Raw genomic sequence first — 19569 nt, 5'->3', positions numbered from 1 at the left:
GTTATAGCCCCCTTTCCTTGATCCACTCTCGAACTTTAATGCCCGACTCAAGACCATTGACGCCAGAAGTCACAATGCGATCGCCATCGTTCAATCCAGAGACGATATGGCGTTTTTCATCGATGACAATGGCAACATTTTCAACAATGCCGTCGCTATTCACACGCCATACAGAGACATCATCCCCATCGGTCATCATTGCTGACGTTGGTATTTTGGTGGCCGCCGCTAACGATGAAACGAGATTTACCGAGCCAGACATACCGGGCAAAATACCCACATCGGTTGGTCTTTCCATTACCATGGTGACTTTGTACGAACCTGTTTTCGGGTCAGCTTCGGTATCCACTTCTTGGAAGGTTAAAACGTAAGAGTTTTCAGGAAACGCATCAAAAACCATGGTTGCATCAATCTCGACCCCTGATGAAAAGCGCGTAATAAGTTGGTCGGGTAATAAGAAGACGACTTTAAGAATTTGATTGGTTTGAATATTCATCACGCCTTGTTTAGCCGCAATGTATTCATGGTTTTCAGCAGGAATGATGGAAATGGTTCCGTCATAAGGCGCAACCAAAGTGGTGTAGCGAAGATTCGCGTTAGCTTGATTAAGCACCGCGCGAGCTGAATTGTGGTTCGCTTTCGCTTGGTCGAAATCTTGCTCTGATACCACACGATCTTTACGAAGTTTGATCGCACGTTGATATTGAACATCGGCTAGCTGAAAATTCGCTTTTGCTTGCTTCTCGAGTAGTTGATATTCATCGGGATTTAACTTAGCAAGCTCGTCGCCTTTAGACACGTGCTGCCCAGCGGTCACATCGATGCTCTGCAATAACCCAGGAACACGGAATGCGAGTACCGCTCTGTCACCAGCTTCTGTGGTAGCAGGGAAATTACGCTCAAAGGCATTATTACCGACGGAGACAGTGAAGAGTTTGGCGGGTCTGGACTCAGGTTCAGGCACGGGAGGAAGCTCCTTACCACACCCAGACAACCCAGCTAAGGCAGTCAATAGGACAAGGGAGGCTCTATACATTGGTGATCATCCATATCTATAAATATTTTTATAACATAGATTAATCACATGTAACTTACCAGTCAGCGTAAGATTTATTTAGAGAAAATTATTAAAAAAAATAACGGCTTGGAATAAATTTTCCTAAACCGTTATCTAATCCTTTTTAGGTTTTACCACTACATGTTCTTAAATTCACGATTCACTTTAAACGTATCTGAGGTGACATAAGCTTCCATGTTGCGGACACTGGTCTCTAACTTCTGGAAATCACCCTCTAAAGTGTTCAATAGCGACTCTGCAGTTTGCCCTTTTTCCCAAGGCTTTTGCTTCAGCGTATGCTCTTGTTTCGCCTTCATTTGGTCGACATACTGAGGTGGTTGTTTTTCAAGCATAAATGTCAAAGCTAAATACGCTAATAACACCAGAAAACTACCACCAAGCAGTGCTGCTGAGATAACTAAGATGCGAACCAACCACACTTCAAGGCCAAAATAGTTCGCTAACCCTGCACACACACCAGACAATTTGCCGTTAATCGTGTCGCGATACAGTTCTCTACTCATAGTTTCGTCTCCAGTTAGGCGACTCCGCATCCAGTATTTTTTCTAGCGTTTTCACTCGGTCTTGCATGGATTCGGCTTGCGCAGAAAGCTTATGCAGACGTTGAAGATCCGTTTCAGAAAGACCATTGCTGGATTTCTTCTTGCTGCGGTAATGTAAGAATAACCATAGCGGTGCCACGAAGATTAAAAAGACAATCAGTGGACCTGCAATTAGAAATGTTGACATAGACAACTCCTAGATTATTTATCGCGGTTTTCAACTTGTTGCTTCAGTTTCGCTAGCTCTTTTTCGATTTCATCTTGAGCTTGTAGCTCGGCAAACTCTTGGTCTAAAGATTTTGCGTTGCCAGTCTTAGCGTAAACGTCCGCTTCAGCTTCTAATTCATCCACTTTACGCGAGAATTGCTCAAACTTCGCCATTGCTTCGTTGGTTTTGCTTGAGTGCAGGTGTTTTTGAACATCACGACGGTTGCTTGCCGCATTGTTACGAATCATTAATGCTTGTTGCTTTGCACGAGTTTCTGCGATCTTTGTTTCAAGTTTACCAATTTCACTCGTCAATTTTTCGATGGTTTCATGAACCAAGGTTTGTTCGGTGTGAAGGCTCTTGATGATGTCTTCCAGTTTTTGCTTTTCGATTAGCGCCGCTCTCGCCAAATCTTCGCGTTGTTTGGTCAGGGCAAGTGTCGCTTTATTTTGCCAATCTAGAATCTGTGTTTCGATAGCTTCTACTTTACGCGCTAGCTCTTTCTTGTCAGCAATTGCTTTTGCTGAGTTGGTACGAACTTCAACTAAGGTGTCTTCCATTTCTTGGATAATAAGACGAATCATCTTTTCTGGATCTTCAGCCTTATCTAATAGTGCACTGATGTTTGAATTTACAATGTCTGCAAAGCGAGAAAAAATACCCATGAGGAACTCCTTAATTACAATGATGGCAAATGCGTTTCAAATCGTTGTGCGACTTTATCAATCCACTTGCTCAAAAATTTACGTTTGTTGTTAAACCTACCATAAATAATCCAAGTAGCGTGCCAACTTTTAAGCCATTTATTATCAGTTACTTACAATAAAATGGTGATTAACTCGAACCATGCTATGATGAATTTAGCCAAGTATTGGTATTTTTCACCACTATGGCTCTTACATGACCTCTCCAGCGATTAATTCATACAAGGACCCGCTATGCAGCAGAACCTCATTGGTGAATCACCTAGCTTTCTCTCTGTGTTAGATAAAGTTTCCCAACTCGCACCAATAGAAAGACCCATTCTGATCATTGGCGAACGTGGCACAGGTAAAGAGTTGATCGCACAAAGACTGCATTACCTTTCAAGACGTTGGGATCAACCTTTGATCTCATTGAACTGCTCAACCTTAAGTGAAGGTTTGATTGATTCAGAACTGTTTGGTCATGAATCGGGATCCTTTACGGGTTCGAAAGGGCGTCATCAAGGTCGTTTTGAAAGAGCAGAAGGCGGAACGCTGTTTCTGGATGAGCTGGCGACCACTCCCCTTGCGGTTCAAGAGAAACTACTGCGCGTTATTGAATACGGGCAATATGAACGTGTCGGTGGGCAAAAGGCGCTAAGTGCCAATGTCAGACTGGTGTGTGCAACCAATGCCGACTTACCAGACATGGCATTAAAGGGCGAATTCCGAGCAGACCTATTAGATAGACTGGCGTTTGACGTCATTACTATCCCTCCTTTGCGTGAGCGAAAAGAAGACATCATGCTACTGGCAGAATATTACGCCATTAAGATGTGTCGTGAATTGGAATTGGAGTTGTTTGTTGGCTTTGCCCCCTCTGCCGTTGAATCGCTTTTGGATTATTCTTGGCCAGGGAATGTACGAGAACTCAAAAACGTCATTGAGCGAGCTATCTATCAGCACGGAAAAGATCCATATCCTATTGAATATTTGGTGTTTAACCCATTTAAACCCGCATGGAAAACAGAGCAAGATTCCTCTCCGGAAACTGGCAATGAGCCGTCTAACAGCCATACTTCATCAGAGAGCTTGTTTTCTTTGCCGCTTGATTACAAAGCATGGCAAGAACAACAAGACATCAAGCTACTCAACCAAGCCCTCAAACAGAGCAAATATAACCAGAAACAAGCCGCAGAATTACTTGGGTTAACCTACAACCAATTACGTGGAATGGTGAGGAAGTACGCGATTGTCGGACAAGCTAACGATAAATAGCTGTCCACGCTTGATTATTATTTGGAGCCGAATAAATAAAATGTTAAATTGTCCGGATCTTGAGGCTCCTCTAACGCCTCGTTTCGAAAAGTATTTCTTTTTATGAAAGCACTAATAAGACTATCACTGAGCATCTGTACGCTGAGCTTTCTCGCTGGATGTGGTGAGAGTGTGAATCACGAGCAAATCCGTGAAAAAGGCTTCATTTATTGCGGCCAAGGTAATCCTAGTACCTTCAACCCACAGCTGGTTGATAGTGGCATTACCGCAGAATCGCTGAGTCCTCAAATTTTCGATACACTGCTCACTCTTGATCCGATGACGTACCGACCAAAACAGAACTTGGCGACAAGTTGGTCTGTTGATAAATCAGGTACAGAGTACACGTTCAAACTGCGCCCAAATGTTGCGTTCCAAACGACAGACTGGTTCACCCCTACTCGTAGCATGAATGCACAAGATGTGGTGTTTAGCTTTGAACGTGTCATTGATAGTTCAAACCCATTTCATTATGTGGGTGGCGGCCTATACCCGTGGTTTGCCGGAATCGACTTCAAGACCCTAATTGTCGATATCACCGCGGTTGACGACCTAACAGTGAAATTCCAATTAAGTCGCCCAGACAATTCATTTCTCAATAACATCGCCACCAGCTATGCGGTCATTCACTCTAAAGAGTATGCCAATCAGCTCATTGCAGCGGATGAGAAAAATCGAATCGATTCCAATCCAGTCGGCACTGGCCCTTTCTACTTGGATGAATACCAAATCAACGACCTAGTGCGCTTGAAAAAGAACAAGCACTACTGGAAGGGTGAAGTACAAATGGACCAAGTTGTGTTCGATACTTCGCAACGTGGAACAGGCACACTTGCCAAGCTTCTGCGTAGTGAGTGTGACGTGCTCAACTCACCAATTTCTAGCCAAATCCCTATTATTCAGGCTCATGAAGAGTTGAAGATTTCTGCTACTCCGGCGGTTAATGTCTCTTTCATCGCGCTGAATACTGAGCACCCTGCACTGCGTGACTCTCGAGTTCGTAAAGCGCTCAACTTAGCCATCAATCGTCAGAACATTCTTGATTCTGTGTATTACGGTACAGGAACCAAAGCCTACACCTTGCTTCCTCCGACTTCTTGGGCTCACCAAAAAGACAGCGTTCAAGTTCGCTACGACCGAAACTATGCGGTTGCGCTTCTCAAAGAAGCTGGCGTTGAACCTGGGTTAGAGCTTTCAATGTGGGTACCACTAGAGCCACGCGCATACAATCCAAGTCCAAGAAAAACGGCAGAACTTATCCAAGCAAACTTAGCCGATATTGGTATTGAATTGAAACTCTATACCGACGACCGATTTGACCGCACACAGTTGTCCTCTATTTCCTCAACAGACTTGTTGCTTACAGGCTGGATAGGCAATACCGGTGACCCGGACAACTTCTTACGTCCGCTGCTCTCATGCAGCTCTGAGCGTGCAGGGTTAAACGTCTCGATGTGGTGTAATTCAGACTTTGATTTCCTTCTCGACTTAGCATTAGAGATCAATCAACAAAGGCACCGTGTGAACTTGTACCGACAAGCCCAAAACATTCTCAATGAAGAAGTTCCTGTGATTCCTTTAGCTCATGGCGTGCAATTTCGCGTGCACGATCGTTCGCTAACAGGCTTTAAAGCAAGTCCTTTCAATGCCCAACCTTTTGATCAAGTCAGAAGAGAGGTGCAGTAATGTTTTGGTATACATTAAGACGTGTAAACTTATTCGTTATTACGCTAGGAATTCTGACCTTGGTAGGTTTTTCCCTGCTTCGATTAGACCAAACCTCACCTTGGGCAATTCAAGATTTTTGGCCCGGTTGGATTAGCTATATCACTGAATTATCGACGCTAAACTTTGGCCTAAGCAAACACGGTGTGCCTATCATCGATGAGTTGGTCCTGGTGTTCCCTGCAACGCTAGAGCTGTGCTTCTTTGCCTTTGTGTTGGCACTCATCATCGGTATCCCTTTCGGCACCATTGCTGGTATGAGACAAGGTAAATTTGTTGATACCACCATATCGTTCACCTCAATGGCCGGTTACTCTGCGCCTATATTTTGGGTCGCGTTGCTGATGATCATGGTGTTTTCACTGCACTTTGAAATGTTCCCAGTTGGTGGCCGATACGACCTACTTTACGAGATTGAACACGTGACTGGATTCGCGATGATTGACGCCTTTTTTGCCGAGGGTCGCTACCGTGCGCACGCACTACAAAGTGTTATCGAGCACATGGCGTTGCCTTGTCTTGTTTTAGCACTGGCGCCAACGACTCAGGTCATCCGATTGATGAGAGCGTCAGTGGCTGAAGTAATGACGCAAAACTACATCCGCGCTGCGCGAATTAAAGGTCTTTCCACTAGAGAGATCATCACGCAGCACGTGCTAAGAAACGCGATACCTCCGATTATTCCTAAGGTCGGTGTTCAGCTATCGAGTATGTTAACGCTTGCTATTGTTACCGAGTCTATCTTTAACTGGCCGGGCATTGGCCGCTGGTTATTGGATGCCTTATCGAATCAAGATTACGTTTCAATTCAAGCTGGTGTAATTGTGGTGGCTACCTTAGTTTTGACCGCTAATATTCTGTCCGATCTACTGGGCGCGATGATCAATCCACTGGTAAGGAAGGAATGGTATGCTAACAAATAACGTCTACCAAGAAGAACAGATTCCAACCCAGTTCGAACGTTTCTGGCGCAGCTTCCGCAGCAATAATCTAGCTATGTTTGGCTTGTGGTGTTTGGTGCTTATCATTCTGGTCACCGTCACTTCACCGTGGCTAGCCCCGCATGATGCACAAGAACAAACCGGTCACCTATTAACGCCGCCCTCTTGGGATCCTGCGGGAACGGTAGAATACTTTTTGGGTACGGATGACTTAGGCAGAGATATTCTCTCTCGCCTAATAATTGGCTCTCAGTTAACCTTCGGCGCCGCGGTGGTGATTACCTTTATCGCAGCCGTCATTGGTTGTCTGATTGGCGTACTTGCTGGTATGACGCGCGGTTTACTATCAAGCACGCTAAACCACCTGCTTGATACTGTTATGTCGATTCCATCTCTTCTGCTGGCGATTATCTTCGTGGCATTCCTTGGCTTTGGGGAGTTTAATATCTTGCTCGCCTTGTGCTTGGCACTGATCCCGCGCTTTATACGCTCGGTGTACATTGCCGTGCATGCTGAAGTAGAAAAAGACTATATTCTGGCTTCTCGCCTTGATGGTGCGAACGATTTTTACCTGCTATGGAACTCAATCCTTCCGAACATCCTTACCGTGATCGCTCTTGAAGTTACGCTGGCACTGTCAGTCGCAATTCTTGATATCACGGCTTTAGGTTTCCTAGGGCTTGGCGCTCAAGCACCGAGTACCGAATGGGGCTCCATCTTGGGTGATTCGGTCGAGTTGATTTACCTTGCGCCATGGACAGTTACCCTACCCGGCTTAGCTATTATGTTTACAGTTATCGTGATTAACCTCGTCGGTGAAGGTGTTCGCCAAGCGCTAAATGCAGGAATCGAATAATGCCTTTACTTGATATTCGACATCTAACCATCGAGATTGAGACCCCTCAAGGGATGGTTAAAGCCGTTGATAGAATGAGTTTTACCCTCAATGAAGGGGAAATTCGCGGCTTAGTAGGTGAATCAGGCTCAGGCAAGAGCTTGGTTGCAAAAGCGATCGTTGGGGTTTGTAAAGAAAACTGGAAAGTATCTGCCGACCGAATGCGCCTTGGCAATATCGACCTCCTGCAACTGACACCCAAAGAACGACGCCGAGTCATTGCTCGTGATATCGCGATGATCTTCCAAGAGCCATCAACGTGTCTTGACCCTTCTGAAAAAGTAGGTAACCAGCTCGTTGAAGCGATCCCTTCCCATTCGTTTGAAGGTCGTTGGTGGCAACGATTTAAGTGGCGTAAGAAGCAAGCGATCGCATTACTACACAAAGTCGGTATTAAAGATCACTCTCGTCTTATGGACAGTTACTCTTATGAGTTGACTGATGGTGAGTGTCAAAAAGTCATGATCGCCATGGCTATCGCAGCCAAACCAAAAGTCTTGATCGCTGATGAACCAACCAACGATCTAGATCCGATTACACAGTCTCAAATATTGCGTCTGTTGAGTCGTATGAATCAGATCAATAACACGACCATCGTGCTGATCGGCCATGACTTAACCACCATTACCCAATGGGCAACTCGCATTACCGTTATGTACTGTGGTCAGTCTGTAGAATCAGCGGATACGCAGAAGCTGTTGGATGCACCTAAACACCCATATACCGTCGCTCTACTGAAAGCGATGCCAGACTTTAACGACTGGATTCCTCATAAAGAGAAGCTACAGTCTTTGCCAGGTTCAATCCCTCCGTTGCAGCACCTTCCTATTGGTTGTCGACTAGGACCACGTTGCCCGTATGCGCAAAGGCAATGTGTTGAGATTCCTTATACCAAACGAATCAAAAACCATAAGTTCAATTGTCACTTCCCTCTTAATATGGAGAAGAAAAAGAAATCATGAGTGCATTATTAGAAGTCATTGATTTATCTAAAGACTTTACGACTCGCTCTGGTCTTTTCCGTAAAAAGATTCATCAGGCAGTGAAACCAGTAAGCTTTTCGCTTGAAGCAGGCCAGACAATTGGTTTTATCGGCCAGAATGGTTCTGGCAAATCAACATTAGCCAGAATGCTCGCAGGCATGGTGGAGCCAACCGCAGGCGAGATCCGCGTGAATGGCGAAAAGCTAGAGCACAAAGACTACTCGACTCGTTGTAAGCTGATTCGAATGATCTTCCAAGATCCGAATACGTCACTTAACCCGCGCATTCAGATCGGTCGAATTCTTGAAGGTCCATTAAAGCGAAACACCAACATGCCTCCAGAAGCTCGTATGCGTCGTGTGAAAGACACACTACTGCGCGTAGGCCTTCTACCGGAACATGCGTATTTCTACCCTCAGATGCTTGCTGCAGGCCAGAAACAAAGGGTTTGTTTGGCTCGTGCCTTAATACTTCAGCCATCCATCATTGTTGCTGATGAAGCTTTAAATGGTTTGGACATGGCAATGCGCTCGCAAATCATCAATCTGTTCTTAGAGTTACAAGAAGAGATGGGCGTATCGTTCGTTTATGTATCTCAACACCTCGGTATTGTTAAGCACATTACCGACAAGATTATTGTCATGCATGAAGGCAATGTGGTTGAGAGTGGGGAAACGGATCAAGTGTTAACCAATCCAACTCACCAAATCACCCAAAGATTGGTTGAGAGCCATTTCTCCAAAGCGCCGAACCACTAATCTCGAATCACGCTACGTTCAACAAAGGGGAAAGGTATGTTATTAAGAGCTTCAATGCTTCCCCTTTTGTTGGCGCTGTTTTCCTTTAACGCAACAAGCACACCCCTCATCTGGCTAGATAGAAGCTTCGTCGAAACTGCCTTTTATAACGTCGCACTTCAACACGAATATTCCCAAGGCAACAAACCACTCGCCAAGTGGAAACAACCGATCAAGATTTGGATCGATCATCGAGTGGGCGATGAAGAACTGCATCAAGAGCTCACAGAGCTTCATATCCGACACTTATCCGAAGTCACTCAGCACCCGATAACAATCGTCAGTAAAGAGTCCGAAGCGAACGTTAAATGGATATACACAAGGCAGAGCCAGTGGGTATCTGAGGCGAAATCGGTGCTCAAGCTCAAATCAACTCAACATTTAAATAGCGCCATCTGCACGGCGGGCTATAGAACCAATTCTAAAGGCGAGATTGTATACGCTGGGATTGTAATCCCGGTTGATCAGGCAAGATCGCGAGGTAAGCTGGTCGCCTGTATCGTGGAAGAGATCACACAAGTTCTAGGCCTGCCGAATGATTCAGATAAAGCCTACCCTTCTATTTTCAACGACCACACGCCAGAAGACTTATTATCGCCGTTAGACGTAGTGCTACTGCAATTGCTGTATGAACCAGAATTGAAAGCTGGAATGACAAAATCTGAAGTAAAACCTATCGTTCGAAAGATACTCAAGAGATACAGCAAAACAGGTGTGCTTCAGCAAGCTTCTAAAGCCGCACAGCAAGCGCCTTTGTATCAGTTGATTGGGTATTGACGAATATACGTTGGAAGTAACTTAGATGGGATAATTGAATGATAGCGCTGCCTAAGAAAGGCAACGCTGACTTACGATGTTACTGTATTACGAAAGAACTAGCGCTTAGCTGCCTGCTTTTTCAATTCGAAGTCGAACTCATCCGGGAACAAGATAACGCCTTCTTCTTGCTCGTTCGGGAATACTACAACAGCAAGTTCGTCGTCTTCTAGACCGTTCGTCCAGCGACTGTGCCATTTGTTCAACGAAATAGACTCAGCTTTACACTCAGACCAATCACCCGTTGCCCATGATTCTGCGAACTCTTGGTTTGGCCATACTGGAACACAATCTTCATCTTCTGTGTTCAGCATTACACAACCGTGTTCATCGGTTAAGATCCATACTTCACGGTTTGCTACGATTTCTTTCACACAGTATTTCAGGCGTTGCTCGCCCGTATACTTGTTGATTTCAGCGATTTTTTTATCGTCTAGCTGTGTAGTCATCTTAATTTCCTACTTTAGTCAGTAACTTTGCTCTTAAAGCTATTTTATGCCGAGTGTTGTTAACTTCAAACATTATCGATGAAGAAGAAAGTCTACTTCAAAGAAAAACGCCTGCTAAATAAGCAGGCGTTTAATATTAAGCGACTTGATTAAACAAGCTCACCTTGTAGCCAAGGCCAGCCTTGCTTCTTACGGCTTAGTGTATTTTCCATCATTAATACGCCGCCTTTCTCGTGCTTAACCAATTTCTCAGCCCACTCACCTTTGTATAGAAGACGAGTTTGAGCAGTAGTGATATCTGTTAGCATTACCGCAGCGAACGCTAGACCGTCTTTCTCACAACGCTCTTCAAGATCAGCTTCTAGCGCTTCGATCATGCCGTCTACTTGCTCAAGAGTCGCAAGTTCAACTTGACCAACAACAACATCACGACCGTTGAATGGGTAGCCTTTAAGGTCTTTTTCTACTAGCTGTGCAGCAGATAGGCCTTCGATGTTTGTTTTTGCGATTAGAAGCGCTTTGATGAATGCATCAACGTCAGTTACGCCAGCAATTTCAGCAAGCTCAGCAACCGCGTCTTTGTCTTTTTGAGTACATGTTGGAGAAGCGAAACCAACTGTGTCTGAAAGAATTGCAGACATCATTAGTTTAGCGATTTGTTGAGAGATTGCGTGACCTTCAATCTTGAACATGTTGAAAAGTACAGTGTTTGTACAACCAACAGGCCAGATCCAAGCTTCCATTGGGTTTACTGTCATCACGTCGCCTAGACGGTGGTGATCAACAATACCTACGATCTCTGCATCAGCAACATCATCTGGTGCTTGTGCTAGATCTGAGTAGTCTACTAGCCAGATTTTCTCACCAGCAACAGAAGTACGAAGCTCTGGCTTTTCAGCACCAGCGACTTCTAGAATGTGTTGAGTTTCGCGGTTGATCTCGCCTTGGCGAATTGGTGTCGCTTCCTCGCCACGAGCCTTAAGAAGCTCAGTTGCAACTAACGCACTACAAATACTGTCACTATCAGGGTTTTTGTGACCAACAACTAAAATCATGTTTCTTCCTATTACACTAACAATTATGACTCTACCTTTAGAGCCTCTCTTTATTAGCCATACTTTACCTCATTTTTTTAGATTGGTCATGTTTCGTGGGTTTAGCCAATAGTAACAATAGATAAAAAAACAACAAATGCAATTGATAATTATTATCATTCGTATATATTTATCTTAAGCCACTAATTTTGAGTAACACCTATGGATCGACTAATCTCTTTTTTGCCAAGCAGTAGTGCTGCGAAAACAACTCAGTTTTCACTGTCATTTAAGCGCCTGCTGTTGCCTGTCTCACTTGCAGCTTTGGTTGCAGCCCCAGCTACACGAGAGCTGACGGTGACTACTTTGTCAGACGCGTTTTGGGCAGTGTCTTGTTATGTTGCTTTAACCTTGGCTATTTACCACTGGTTAAGTCTGTACATAAACAAAGATAACGTCTTCAATAAGCTCGTCCATCAATCTCGTTCAAACCAAGTGGTATTCGCGGCTCTCATGGGCGCGTTGCCCGGCTGTGGCGGTGCGATAGTGGTAACCACACAATTTATCTCGGGAAAACTCGGATTTGGTGCGGTAGTTGCGGTGCTCGTCTCAACCATGGGTGACGCGGCGTTCCTGCTCATAGCGAGCGAGCCTAAGACAGGTTTAGCCATGATGGCGATGGGCGTGATTGTGGGTACTGCTTCAGGTCGAATCATTAACCTATTCCATGCCGATGACTTCTTACGTCCAAAACAGGCTGAGCAAAATGAAGCCGTTCGCAGTTGCTCATCTCAATCCCAAGACAAAGAATCGGTCTCTAAAAAGGCGATCAACCTGCAAGGCTACCTATGGTCTGTGCTGATTATTCCCGGTGCTGCGGTGGCTCTACTTGGCTCTTTTCAAGTCGATGTTAACAAGTTGCTCGCGTTGCCTGAAATGTCGATGGAATGGGCGGGAACAATCTTACTGATTAGCTCAATGTTTCTATGGGGTCTGACCCGTGAAATTGAGGATTACAAATCAGCTGTGAGTGAGGACGAAAAGTGTATGGGCTCTCATCCACTGCAAAAGACCGCTCAAGATACAAACTTTGTTACCGCTTGGGTGGTGGTTGCCTTTCTTTTCTTTGAGTTCGGCTCTGTCATTGCAAATGTCGATTTTGCGACTCTATTCTCAAGCTGGGGCATCATGCTCCCCCTGGCTGGCGTGTTGATGGGTTTGCTACCGGGCTGTGGACCACAATTATTGGTCACTAACTTATACCTTTCAGGCGCACTACCACTTTCGGCTCAGGTAGGTAACGCAATTTCAAATGATGGTGATGCACTATTTCCTGCGATTGCGATGGCACCGAAAGCAGCACTGGTCGCAACCTTGTATTCAAGTGTGCCCGCTTTAATCTGTGCTTATGGCTATTGGTTTATGTTTGAGATCTAACTTGATCAGAGTTAACTCCATAGGCTTCTGTAAGGTCGGTACTTTGTATCGGCCTTTTTGTTTCCGCGTCATTGCTTCTGTCACCTATCTCAAACAGCACGTTACAACCTATCTCAAAAATGCCCTCTATTCGCCTTGTCACAAGGCTTATTAGAAACAGCAACACAGACATCTAAAATACAAAAAGCCCCCGTAAGAGTGCTTACAGGGGCTTTAATTCAAGCTTTAATCTTAGCTTTTAAGCGAGATGCTTAAGAAACTTCGATTGGACCACCGAATGAAGTTACTGGAGGCAGTTTGCCTTGGAACTTCTCGAAGTCTACCAAACATGTGTTTGCTGACGTTGCTTGAGCAAGTTCAGACGTACCGATATCTTGAGTCAGTGTGTTTGGATCGCCGTATGTATCTAGCGCGCCCACTTTCTCGTTGATCGGACCGTACCAAGCACCTTCTTCGATACGAACAACACCAGGAGCGTAGCTATCCATTAGAACAGCACCTGCTAGTAGTTGACCACGGTCGTTAAACACACGTACTACATCGCCATCTTTGATGCCTTTCTTCTTAGCATCTACTGGGTTGATGTAGATTGGCTCACGGCCTTGTACCGCGTAAGTCGCACGCCACTCTTCAGATTCACACATCTGAGAGTGAAGACGCTTGTCTGGGTGACAAGATTGTAGCCAGTACGGGTGCTTGTCAGAGCCTGGACCACCGTGTGAACGTTCAGATTTCTCGAACCACATTGGGTGTTCTTGACAGTGCTCGTAACCCATGTTGCCAACAGTACGGCTTGTGATTTCGATGAAACCAGAAGGCGTGCCTAGTGCGTTGATCTCTGGATCTTCACGGAATGAAGCGTGACGAGTCCATGGCTTACCTTTGCCGAAGTCTAGGAAACCTTTCTCCCAGAACTCATCAAACTCAGGCATTTCGAAGCTACCTTCGTTTGATGCGCGACATTCGTCGTACAGAGATTTAACCCACTGCATTTCGTCCATACCACGCGTGTAATCGTCGTAACGACCCCAACGCTTAGTTAGGCTAGACATGATCTCGAAGTCAGTCTTAGACTGGAACAGAGGATCCACTAGCTTGTGCATTGCGATCAAACCACGGCCAGAGTATGCGCCGTAACCATCGATATCGTTACGTTCCCACTGAGTACAAGCTGGAAGCACGATGTCAGAGTGACGACAAGTTGCAGTCCAAGCAAAATCAACAGCCACTACAGTTTGTAGGCTCTTGAATGCTTTACGCATCTTGTTGCGATCTTGGTGGTGGTGCCACGGGTTGTTACCACTGAATACCATCATCTTGATGTCAGGCAGTGTCACTGTTGCGCCGTTTGCTTTGATCTTCTTACCTGGTTCTAGCAGGCTATCTACCCAACGCGCAACAGGGATTACGCGGCTGTAGCCGTTGTAATCAGTGTTAGTGTGCTTAGGCGATTGACCTTGGTCGATGTTCAGCGGGAATGAACCCGGAGCAGCGAAGCCAGTTGAAGATACACCGATACCAGAGTAGTGGTGACCGTAAGAGATACCACCGCCTGGAAGACCAATTTGGCCAACCATTGCTGCGATAACTGCACACATCCAGTAAGGCTGTTCACCGTGCTCCTGACGTTGGATACTCCAACCAACAAGAATCTGTGTACGACCGTTAACCAGCATCTTAGCGAATTCACGGATTGAGTCAGCGCTTGCGCCACAGATAGCAGAAGCCCATTCTGGCGTCTTCTCAACTCTGTCTTTCGTTTCACCTTGAACGTACTTGATGAAATCTTCAAAACCTAGACAGTAAGTTTCGATGAACTTCTTGTCGTATAGGCCTTCGTTGTAAAGAACGTGAGCAACACCAAGCATGAACGCCACATCAGTTTGTGGGTTGATGTACATTTGCTCGTTTTCTAGGTAACGACCTGTTTTGTTTTTAACAGGGTCAACAGAAACAACGTTGATCTCTTTCTTAGCAACTTTTTCTTTCAGCTGTTCTAGGTATGCGAACGACTCGTGAGTCTCACATGTCCAACCTACTTGAAGGTTTTTAACTGGATCGTTACCCCAAAGAACAATGTTGTCACTGTTTTCTAGGATAAGTTCCCAAGATGTACCTTGTGCGTAAACTTCAGTAGAACCTAGCACGTAAGGCATGATCGTTTGACCAGCACCTGTTGAGTAGTCACCGATTTTCTTCACAGAGTAACCGTGAAGTGCCATTGCACGTTGCATGTGGTTAGTACAGCTATGGAACTGACCTGTTTGTCTCCAACCAGTTTGACCTGTGTGAAGCGCCCATGGACCGTAATCTTTCTGTACGCGCTCTAGCTCGCGGTAAACAAGGTCTAGTGCCTCATCCCAAGTCACACGAATAAAGCGGTTGTTACCACGCGTGTCTGCGCTGTACTTATGCTTCTTCAACCAATCTAGGCGAACCATTGGGTAACGCACACGTGATGGGCTGTAGATAATACCTTTAATACCTTTCAGCATCTCTGTTGGGTGCTGATCGATTTCTAGAGGTTTAATTTCTTGTACTTTACCCGCGTAAACGCGAGCTCGGAATGCACCCCAGTGAGAACCAGAGACTTTCCACGCGCCGTCTGTTTCTGCAGCAGATGCTGAAGCCGACGCCAATAAGCTTGGACCGATAACCGATGCCGCACTTGTCGTCGCGACACCTTTCAGAAAACTTCTTCTTGTAATTGCCATTGTGTTACTCCAATTGACGTCTTATTAGTGATGGCCTTCAGAAAAATCTGATGAGTGCTTCTGTAGATACTTAAGAACCAATGCTTCTGTATCTGTATCGAAGTTAACGAATGCAATCATACCATCTAGCATGCCTACCCAACCGTTAGCGCTGAAGTGAGCTTCATCTGGCTGTGAGTGACACGTTGAACAGTTAGATTGGTACGCTTGACTAGCTGCGTTCCAGATTGGATCGAAGTTATCAACCATAGACTCTTTCTTCATCCAAAGTGCTAGGTTAACTTCTTCCCAAGGAAGGCCAGTTAGCTCATCTTCTTTCTTCTCACCAACAGTGATTACGTCACTTTGAGATACTTCTTTCGTCAAGATTGCAGTCGAGATGTTCATACCGAAGTCTTCTTGGATTACACGTCCGAAGCCTTTCGCTTTACGCCAACCGTCGATTTGAATCTTGACCATGTCGCCTTTTTCGTCGATCACAGCAACTTTACTTGCAGGGCTTAATAGACCCGCTTCAACTTCAGCTGTTTCATCTGTGTACATTGGTAGGTGACGAATAGAGATCACGTCTGAACCATTTGCGTAAGATGTGCTGCTTGCTACGTTTTCTAGCTCGCCAACAATACCGCTCGCTGATGCCATATCTAATGGAAGGTTGTGAGCAATACCTTTGTGACAGTCAACACAGCTTTGATCACGCTCTGCCGCGTTCTTCATCTGGATACGCGCTGTTGGGCGCATGTTTTCGAAATCCATTGAATCGTAGTTGTGGCAGTTTTTACACTCTAGAGATTTGTTCGAAGAGAAGCGATCCCATTCGTGTTTAGCCAGTTCGATACGACGAGCTTCGAATTTCTCAGGCGTATCTAGGTCACCAAATACTTGAGCGAATACTTCTTTAGAAGCTTGCATCTTACGAGCGATTTTTGCTGTCCATTCATGTGGAACGTGACAGTCAGGACAAGTAGCACGTACACCAGAAGTGTTTTTCCAGTGAACCGTTTCTTGTAGTTCTACGTATACGTTGTCACGCATGGTGTGACAGCTTACACAGAATTCTTCTGTATTTGTGTGCTCTAGAGCTGTGTTAAAACCGCCCCAGAAAATAACACCGGCGATAAAGCCACCCATAGTTAGTACACCAAGACTGATGTGTACTGCTGGGCGAGTCATTGTGCGCCATAATTTAACTAAAAATGATTTCATGTTTAGCTCTCTTAAATATTGATTTTAAAAAATGTTGTTACTTAGAGGGCATTACATGCCGCCGTGAGCACCAGGAGGTCCGAATACAAACACTTGCAGTGCCCAAACTAGGAAGCCGTAACCGCCTACAAAAGCCACACTTAATATTGGGAAGAGAACCACCGCGATGAAGAGGAAAGACTTCCACTCCAGCGAATGTTTTTCGCTAGTTTCAATTTTATTAACATCACTCATACATTTTGCCTATTTTGTATTTAGTAATTTCGAGTAACCCATTCTATGGGGCTAAAGTTCTTAAGTATCTAACGACAAATTTTAGACCATACTCAAAGTAGGGTTCAATCAAATCTCCCGTTATAACCCTTGCTAATCAATACTTTTTTGAGCTCATCCAAACTTGTTTTTAGTTAAACAAAGTTATTAAAAAGTATTAACAAATGTGAAGAATTAAGTATATTTCACAAATGTTAATTTCTAACACTTACACAACCGCATTGTAACAAATTTTAACGTTTTACCTACTAAGTAGTAGCCAAAAATGCCTCAAAAAACCAATATTCTGTGGTTTGATTGTTAAATTATTGAGTATTTTTTAAAGCAACGGCTGAGAAGCTGAAATGCATCATTTGGCACTTTCAGATATGATGGGGACCTACTTAAAAGGAAACATTATGCAAGACGTTATTGATATATCTTGGTGGCAGTTATTGTTCTTCAGCTCACTTCTCTTGCTACCCATTACCATCAACCACAAGTTAAAACTCGGCCTTGGCAAAGAGGCTTCTATCAGCATCATTCGTATGGTTATTCAGCTATTTCTGGTGGGACTTTACCTAGAATACTTGTTCACTTTGAATAGTTTGTGGGTCAATTTGCTGTGGTTATTTACTATGATTATCGTCGGTGCAAGCTCGATTGTTGAAAAATCTAGACTGCCAAGAAACCTACTTTTGGCTCCTGTCGCCGTTAGCCTTGCGGTAACTTGTGTACCTATTGTCTTGTTCATCTGCTTTTTCATCATTAAGCCGACACCGGTTTTTAACGCGCAGTACCTTATCCCAATCGCAGGGATGTTATTGGGTAATAGCTTAAGCAGTAATATCGTGGCATTGCAGAACCTGTTTGGTGCCTTTGAAACACAGAAATCAGAATATGAAGCAGCAATCGCGTTAGGCGCGTCTCCTACTTATGCTGCTGCGCCTTTTGTACGTAATGCAATACAGAAAGCGATGTCCCCTATCATGGCCTCTATGGCAACCACAGGCTTAGTAACGCTGCCGGGAATGATGACTGGACAGATCTTAGGTGGTGCTTCACCGATGATCGCGATTAAGTATCAACTGATGATCATGCTGGCGATTTTCGTGATGATGAGCTGCTCTCTAGCCCTTGTACTTCACCTCTCATTGAAGACATCTCTGACCAAAGAAGGGCGAGTTCTCGCTCAAATACAGCCTTCGAAATAACCTCCCTACTCCACTTAGATCTGGTTACTCACTGAATTTGAGACAGGTTATCCACAGAAACTGTGGATAACCAAATCAATATAGATCCTTTTTTGTCCATTTCGACCCAAGGAAAGATCATCGCCTTCGATCTTTGGGTGATTTCAAAGACATATACACACATGGTAATCAGCGCTGTTGAATTTTCAGATGATCATTAGAGAGATGAAGAAGTAGGTTTTCCACAAATAAAAAACGGCCTGCAATGCAGGCCGTCTTGTAAATGTCATAAGTCAGTTCAGTGTTTCCACAGAGCGTTAACTCATCTCGTCAACTGAGTTAGTCACGCCATCTTTGTCGATAGCGCCACCTTTATTAGTCACGTAGGTAGATCAACCAGTACCACATACCAACAAAGATACCGCCGCCAATGATGTTACCGATGGTAACGGGCAGCAAGTTGTTCATCAAAAAGTCCGCCATGTTCAGATCAACATAGTCCGCAGGATTAGCGCCCGTCATTGTCCAAAATTCAGCTGGAGCAAATGTTTTGATGCCGATAGCTAAAGGCACTTGGAACATATTTGCAATACAGTGCTCAAAACCAGCCGATACGAACATCGCTACAGGTAAAATCATTACCGCAATTTTGTCAGTCAGAGTACGTCCACTAAACGTCATCCATACCGCGATACAAACTAATACATTACACATGATGCCGAGCGCGATAGCTTGGATAAAATCATGGTGCATCTTATGTTGAGAGATCGCCATTGCATTCAAACCCACTTGGCCGTGGTCGAACATGTACTGTTTGGTCAGTAACATACAAGCCACCAGCAGCAATGCGCCAATCAAGTTACCTACATAAACCGTAGCCCAGTTCTTAACGAGCGTGCGCCAAGTAATCTTGCCACTTGCACGAGCAACCAGAGTCAGCACCGAACTGGTAAATAGCTCACCACCGGTAACAACAACGAGAATTAAGCCCAAGCTAAATGCAAGGCCACCTAGGACGCGAGTAATACCCCAAGGTAAATCACCAGCTCCAGTGGTTACAATTGTGTAGAACACAAACGCAATACCGATATGTATGCCAGCTGAAATCGCTAGGAGAAAAGATTTGGTTGGATCTTTGGTTGCTTTACCTACGCCAATATCTGCAGCGCGCTCAGCCATTTGTGGCGGTAATAATGAGTCAAATTGGTTCAGATTCATGATGATTTACATTTTGAAACATGTTGTCGGGAGCGAGATAATCCTCTCTTTCATTTCTGAATTCAAGAGCTATTTGGGACT

The 19569-nt window shown here is 44.8% G+C and carries 19 protein-coding genes; 9 read left to right on the top strand and 10 right to left on the bottom strand.

The annotated features are described in order from the left end of the window. Position 1: 1 nt before the first annotated feature. The 4 genes from AB4274_RS03695 to pspA form a co-directional block, all read right to left on the bottom strand. Entirely contained in the window at positions 2–1036 is a 1035-nt protein-coding gene (locus AB4274_RS03695) for an efflux RND transporter periplasmic adaptor subunit (protein WP_029235302.1), read from the bottom strand. Positions 1037–1194: 158 nt separating this feature from the next. Continuing rightward, positions 1195–1581 (bottom strand): envelope stress response membrane protein PspC, encoded by a 387-nt coding sequence (gene pspC / locus AB4274_RS03690; RefSeq protein ID WP_017065334.1) that lies wholly within the window; start codon positions 1579–1581, stop codon positions 1195–1197. Further along, positions 1574–1807 (bottom strand): envelope stress response membrane protein PspB, encoded by a 234-nt coding sequence (gene pspB, locus AB4274_RS03685; protein WP_004734605.1) that lies wholly within the window; start codon positions 1805–1807, stop codon positions 1574–1576. The genes pspC and pspB overlap by 8 nt, the downstream gene beginning before the upstream one ends. A gap of 14 nt (positions 1808–1821) precedes the next feature. Next, positions 1822–2493, bottom strand: a complete 672-nt coding sequence (pspA, locus tag AB4274_RS03680) for a phage shock protein PspA (RefSeq protein WP_010440091.1) — start codon at positions 2491–2493, stop codon at positions 1822–1824. Between the two features lie 273 nt (positions 2494–2766). Here pspA and pspF point away from each other — a divergent pair, with 273 nt between their 5' ends. From pspF to AB4274_RS03645, 7 genes are all read left to right on the top strand, one after another. Next, positions 2767–3789: a phage shock protein operon transcriptional activator gene (gene pspF, locus AB4274_RS03675; RefSeq protein ID WP_017060309.1), complete on the top strand. Its 1023-nt coding sequence runs from the start codon at positions 2767–2769 to the stop codon at positions 3787–3789. A 102-nt stretch (positions 3790–3891) separates the two neighbouring features. Further along, positions 3892–5514, top strand: a complete 1623-nt coding sequence (sapA, locus tag AB4274_RS03670) for an ABC transporter substrate-binding protein SapA (protein ID WP_017060308.1) — start codon at positions 3892–3894, stop codon at positions 5512–5514. Continuing rightward, entirely contained in the window at positions 5514–6476 is a 963-nt protein-coding gene (locus AB4274_RS03665; protein ID WP_017060307.1) for an ABC transporter permease subunit, read from the top strand. The genes sapA and AB4274_RS03665 overlap by 1 nt, the downstream gene beginning before the upstream one ends. Beyond that, entirely contained in the window at positions 6463–7350 is an 888-nt protein-coding gene (gene sapC / locus AB4274_RS03660) for a putrescine export ABC transporter permease SapC (protein WP_017065331.1), read from the top strand. Before AB4274_RS03665 ends, sapC begins: the two co-directional genes overlap by 14 nt. Beyond that, entirely contained in the window at positions 7350–8351 is a 1002-nt protein-coding gene (locus AB4274_RS03655) for an oligopeptide/dipeptide ABC transporter ATP-binding protein (protein ID WP_372111025.1), read from the top strand. Before sapC ends, AB4274_RS03655 begins: the two co-directional genes overlap by 1 nt. Continuing rightward, positions 8348–9130 (top strand): ATP-binding cassette domain-containing protein, encoded by a 783-nt coding sequence (locus AB4274_RS03650; protein ID WP_004734598.1) that lies wholly within the window; start codon positions 8348–8350, stop codon positions 9128–9130. The genes AB4274_RS03655 and AB4274_RS03650 overlap by 4 nt, the downstream gene beginning before the upstream one ends. 36 nt (positions 9131–9166) lie before the next feature. Further along, positions 9167–9946, top strand: coding sequence for a DUF2927 domain-containing protein (locus tag AB4274_RS03645; RefSeq protein WP_372111022.1), 780 nt, complete (start codon positions 9167–9169; stop codon positions 9944–9946). A 98-nt stretch (positions 9947–10044) separates the two neighbouring features. Here the strand turns inward: AB4274_RS03645 and AB4274_RS03640 are convergent, their stop codons facing one another. Together AB4274_RS03640 and AB4274_RS03635 are read right to left on the bottom strand one after the other, a co-directional pair. Beyond that, positions 10045–10434 carry a DUF2750 domain-containing protein gene (locus tag AB4274_RS03640; protein WP_004734596.1) on the bottom strand — a complete coding sequence of 130 codons (390 nt, stop codon included), beginning with the start codon at positions 10432–10434 and terminating at the stop codon, positions 10045–10047. A 149-nt stretch (positions 10435–10583) separates the two neighbouring features. After that, the gene (locus AB4274_RS03635) at positions 10584–11489 is read right to left on the bottom strand and encodes a manganese-dependent inorganic pyrophosphatase (RefSeq protein WP_017065328.1); all 906 of its coding nucleotides are present in this window, start codon (positions 11487–11489) and stop codon (positions 10584–10586) included. A 201-nt stretch (positions 11490–11690) separates the two neighbouring features. Between AB4274_RS03635 and AB4274_RS03630 the strand changes: the two genes are divergently transcribed. Beyond that, positions 11691–12905 carry a putative manganese transporter gene (locus AB4274_RS03630; RefSeq protein ID WP_372111020.1) on the top strand — a complete coding sequence of 405 codons (1215 nt, stop codon included), beginning with the start codon at positions 11691–11693 and terminating at the stop codon, positions 12903–12905. Positions 12906–13156: 251 nt separating this feature from the next. Here the strand turns inward: AB4274_RS03630 and torA are convergent, their stop codons facing one another. The 3 genes from torA to torE are packed head-to-tail and all read right to left on the bottom strand — an operon-like array spanning position 13157 to position 17059. Beyond that, positions 13157–15619 carry a trimethylamine-N-oxide reductase TorA gene (gene torA / locus AB4274_RS03625; RefSeq protein WP_372089811.1) on the bottom strand — a complete coding sequence of 821 codons (2463 nt, stop codon included), beginning with the start codon at positions 15617–15619 and terminating at the stop codon, positions 13157–13159. Positions 15620–15643: 24 nt separating this feature from the next. Further along, positions 15644–16825: a pentaheme c-type cytochrome TorC gene (gene torC, locus AB4274_RS03620; RefSeq protein WP_372111019.1), complete on the bottom strand. Its 1182-nt coding sequence runs from the start codon at positions 16823–16825 to the stop codon at positions 15644–15646. Positions 16826–16876: 51 nt separating this feature from the next. Then, a complete protein-coding gene (gene torE / locus AB4274_RS03615; protein WP_017060298.1) occupies positions 16877–17059 on the bottom strand; it encodes a trimethylamine N-oxide reductase system protein TorE in 183 nt (60 codons plus the stop codon). Positions 17060–17496: 437 nt separating this feature from the next. Between torE and AB4274_RS03610 the strand changes: the two genes are divergently transcribed. Next, on the top strand, positions 17497–18291 hold the full coding sequence (locus AB4274_RS03610; protein ID WP_017067668.1) for an ABC transporter permease: 795 nt from the start codon (positions 17497–17499) through the stop codon (positions 18289–18291). A 354-nt stretch (positions 18292–18645) separates the two neighbouring features. On the opposite strand, the gene focA is transcribed toward AB4274_RS03610, so the two are convergent. Further along, the gene (gene focA / locus AB4274_RS03605; protein WP_372111017.1) at positions 18646–19488 is read right to left on the bottom strand and encodes a formate transporter FocA; all 843 of its coding nucleotides are present in this window, start codon (positions 19486–19488) and stop codon (positions 18646–18648) included. Positions 19489–19569: the final 81 nt, after the last annotated feature.

The organism is Vibrio sp. 10N.261.55.A10 (assembly GCF_041470825.1).
Lineage (GTDB): Bacteria > Pseudomonadota > Gammaproteobacteria > Enterobacterales > Vibrionaceae > Vibrio > Vibrio crassostreae_C.
The sequence above is the reverse complement of the archived record's forward strand: the minus strand, read 5'-3'. Positions and strand labels throughout refer to the sequence as shown.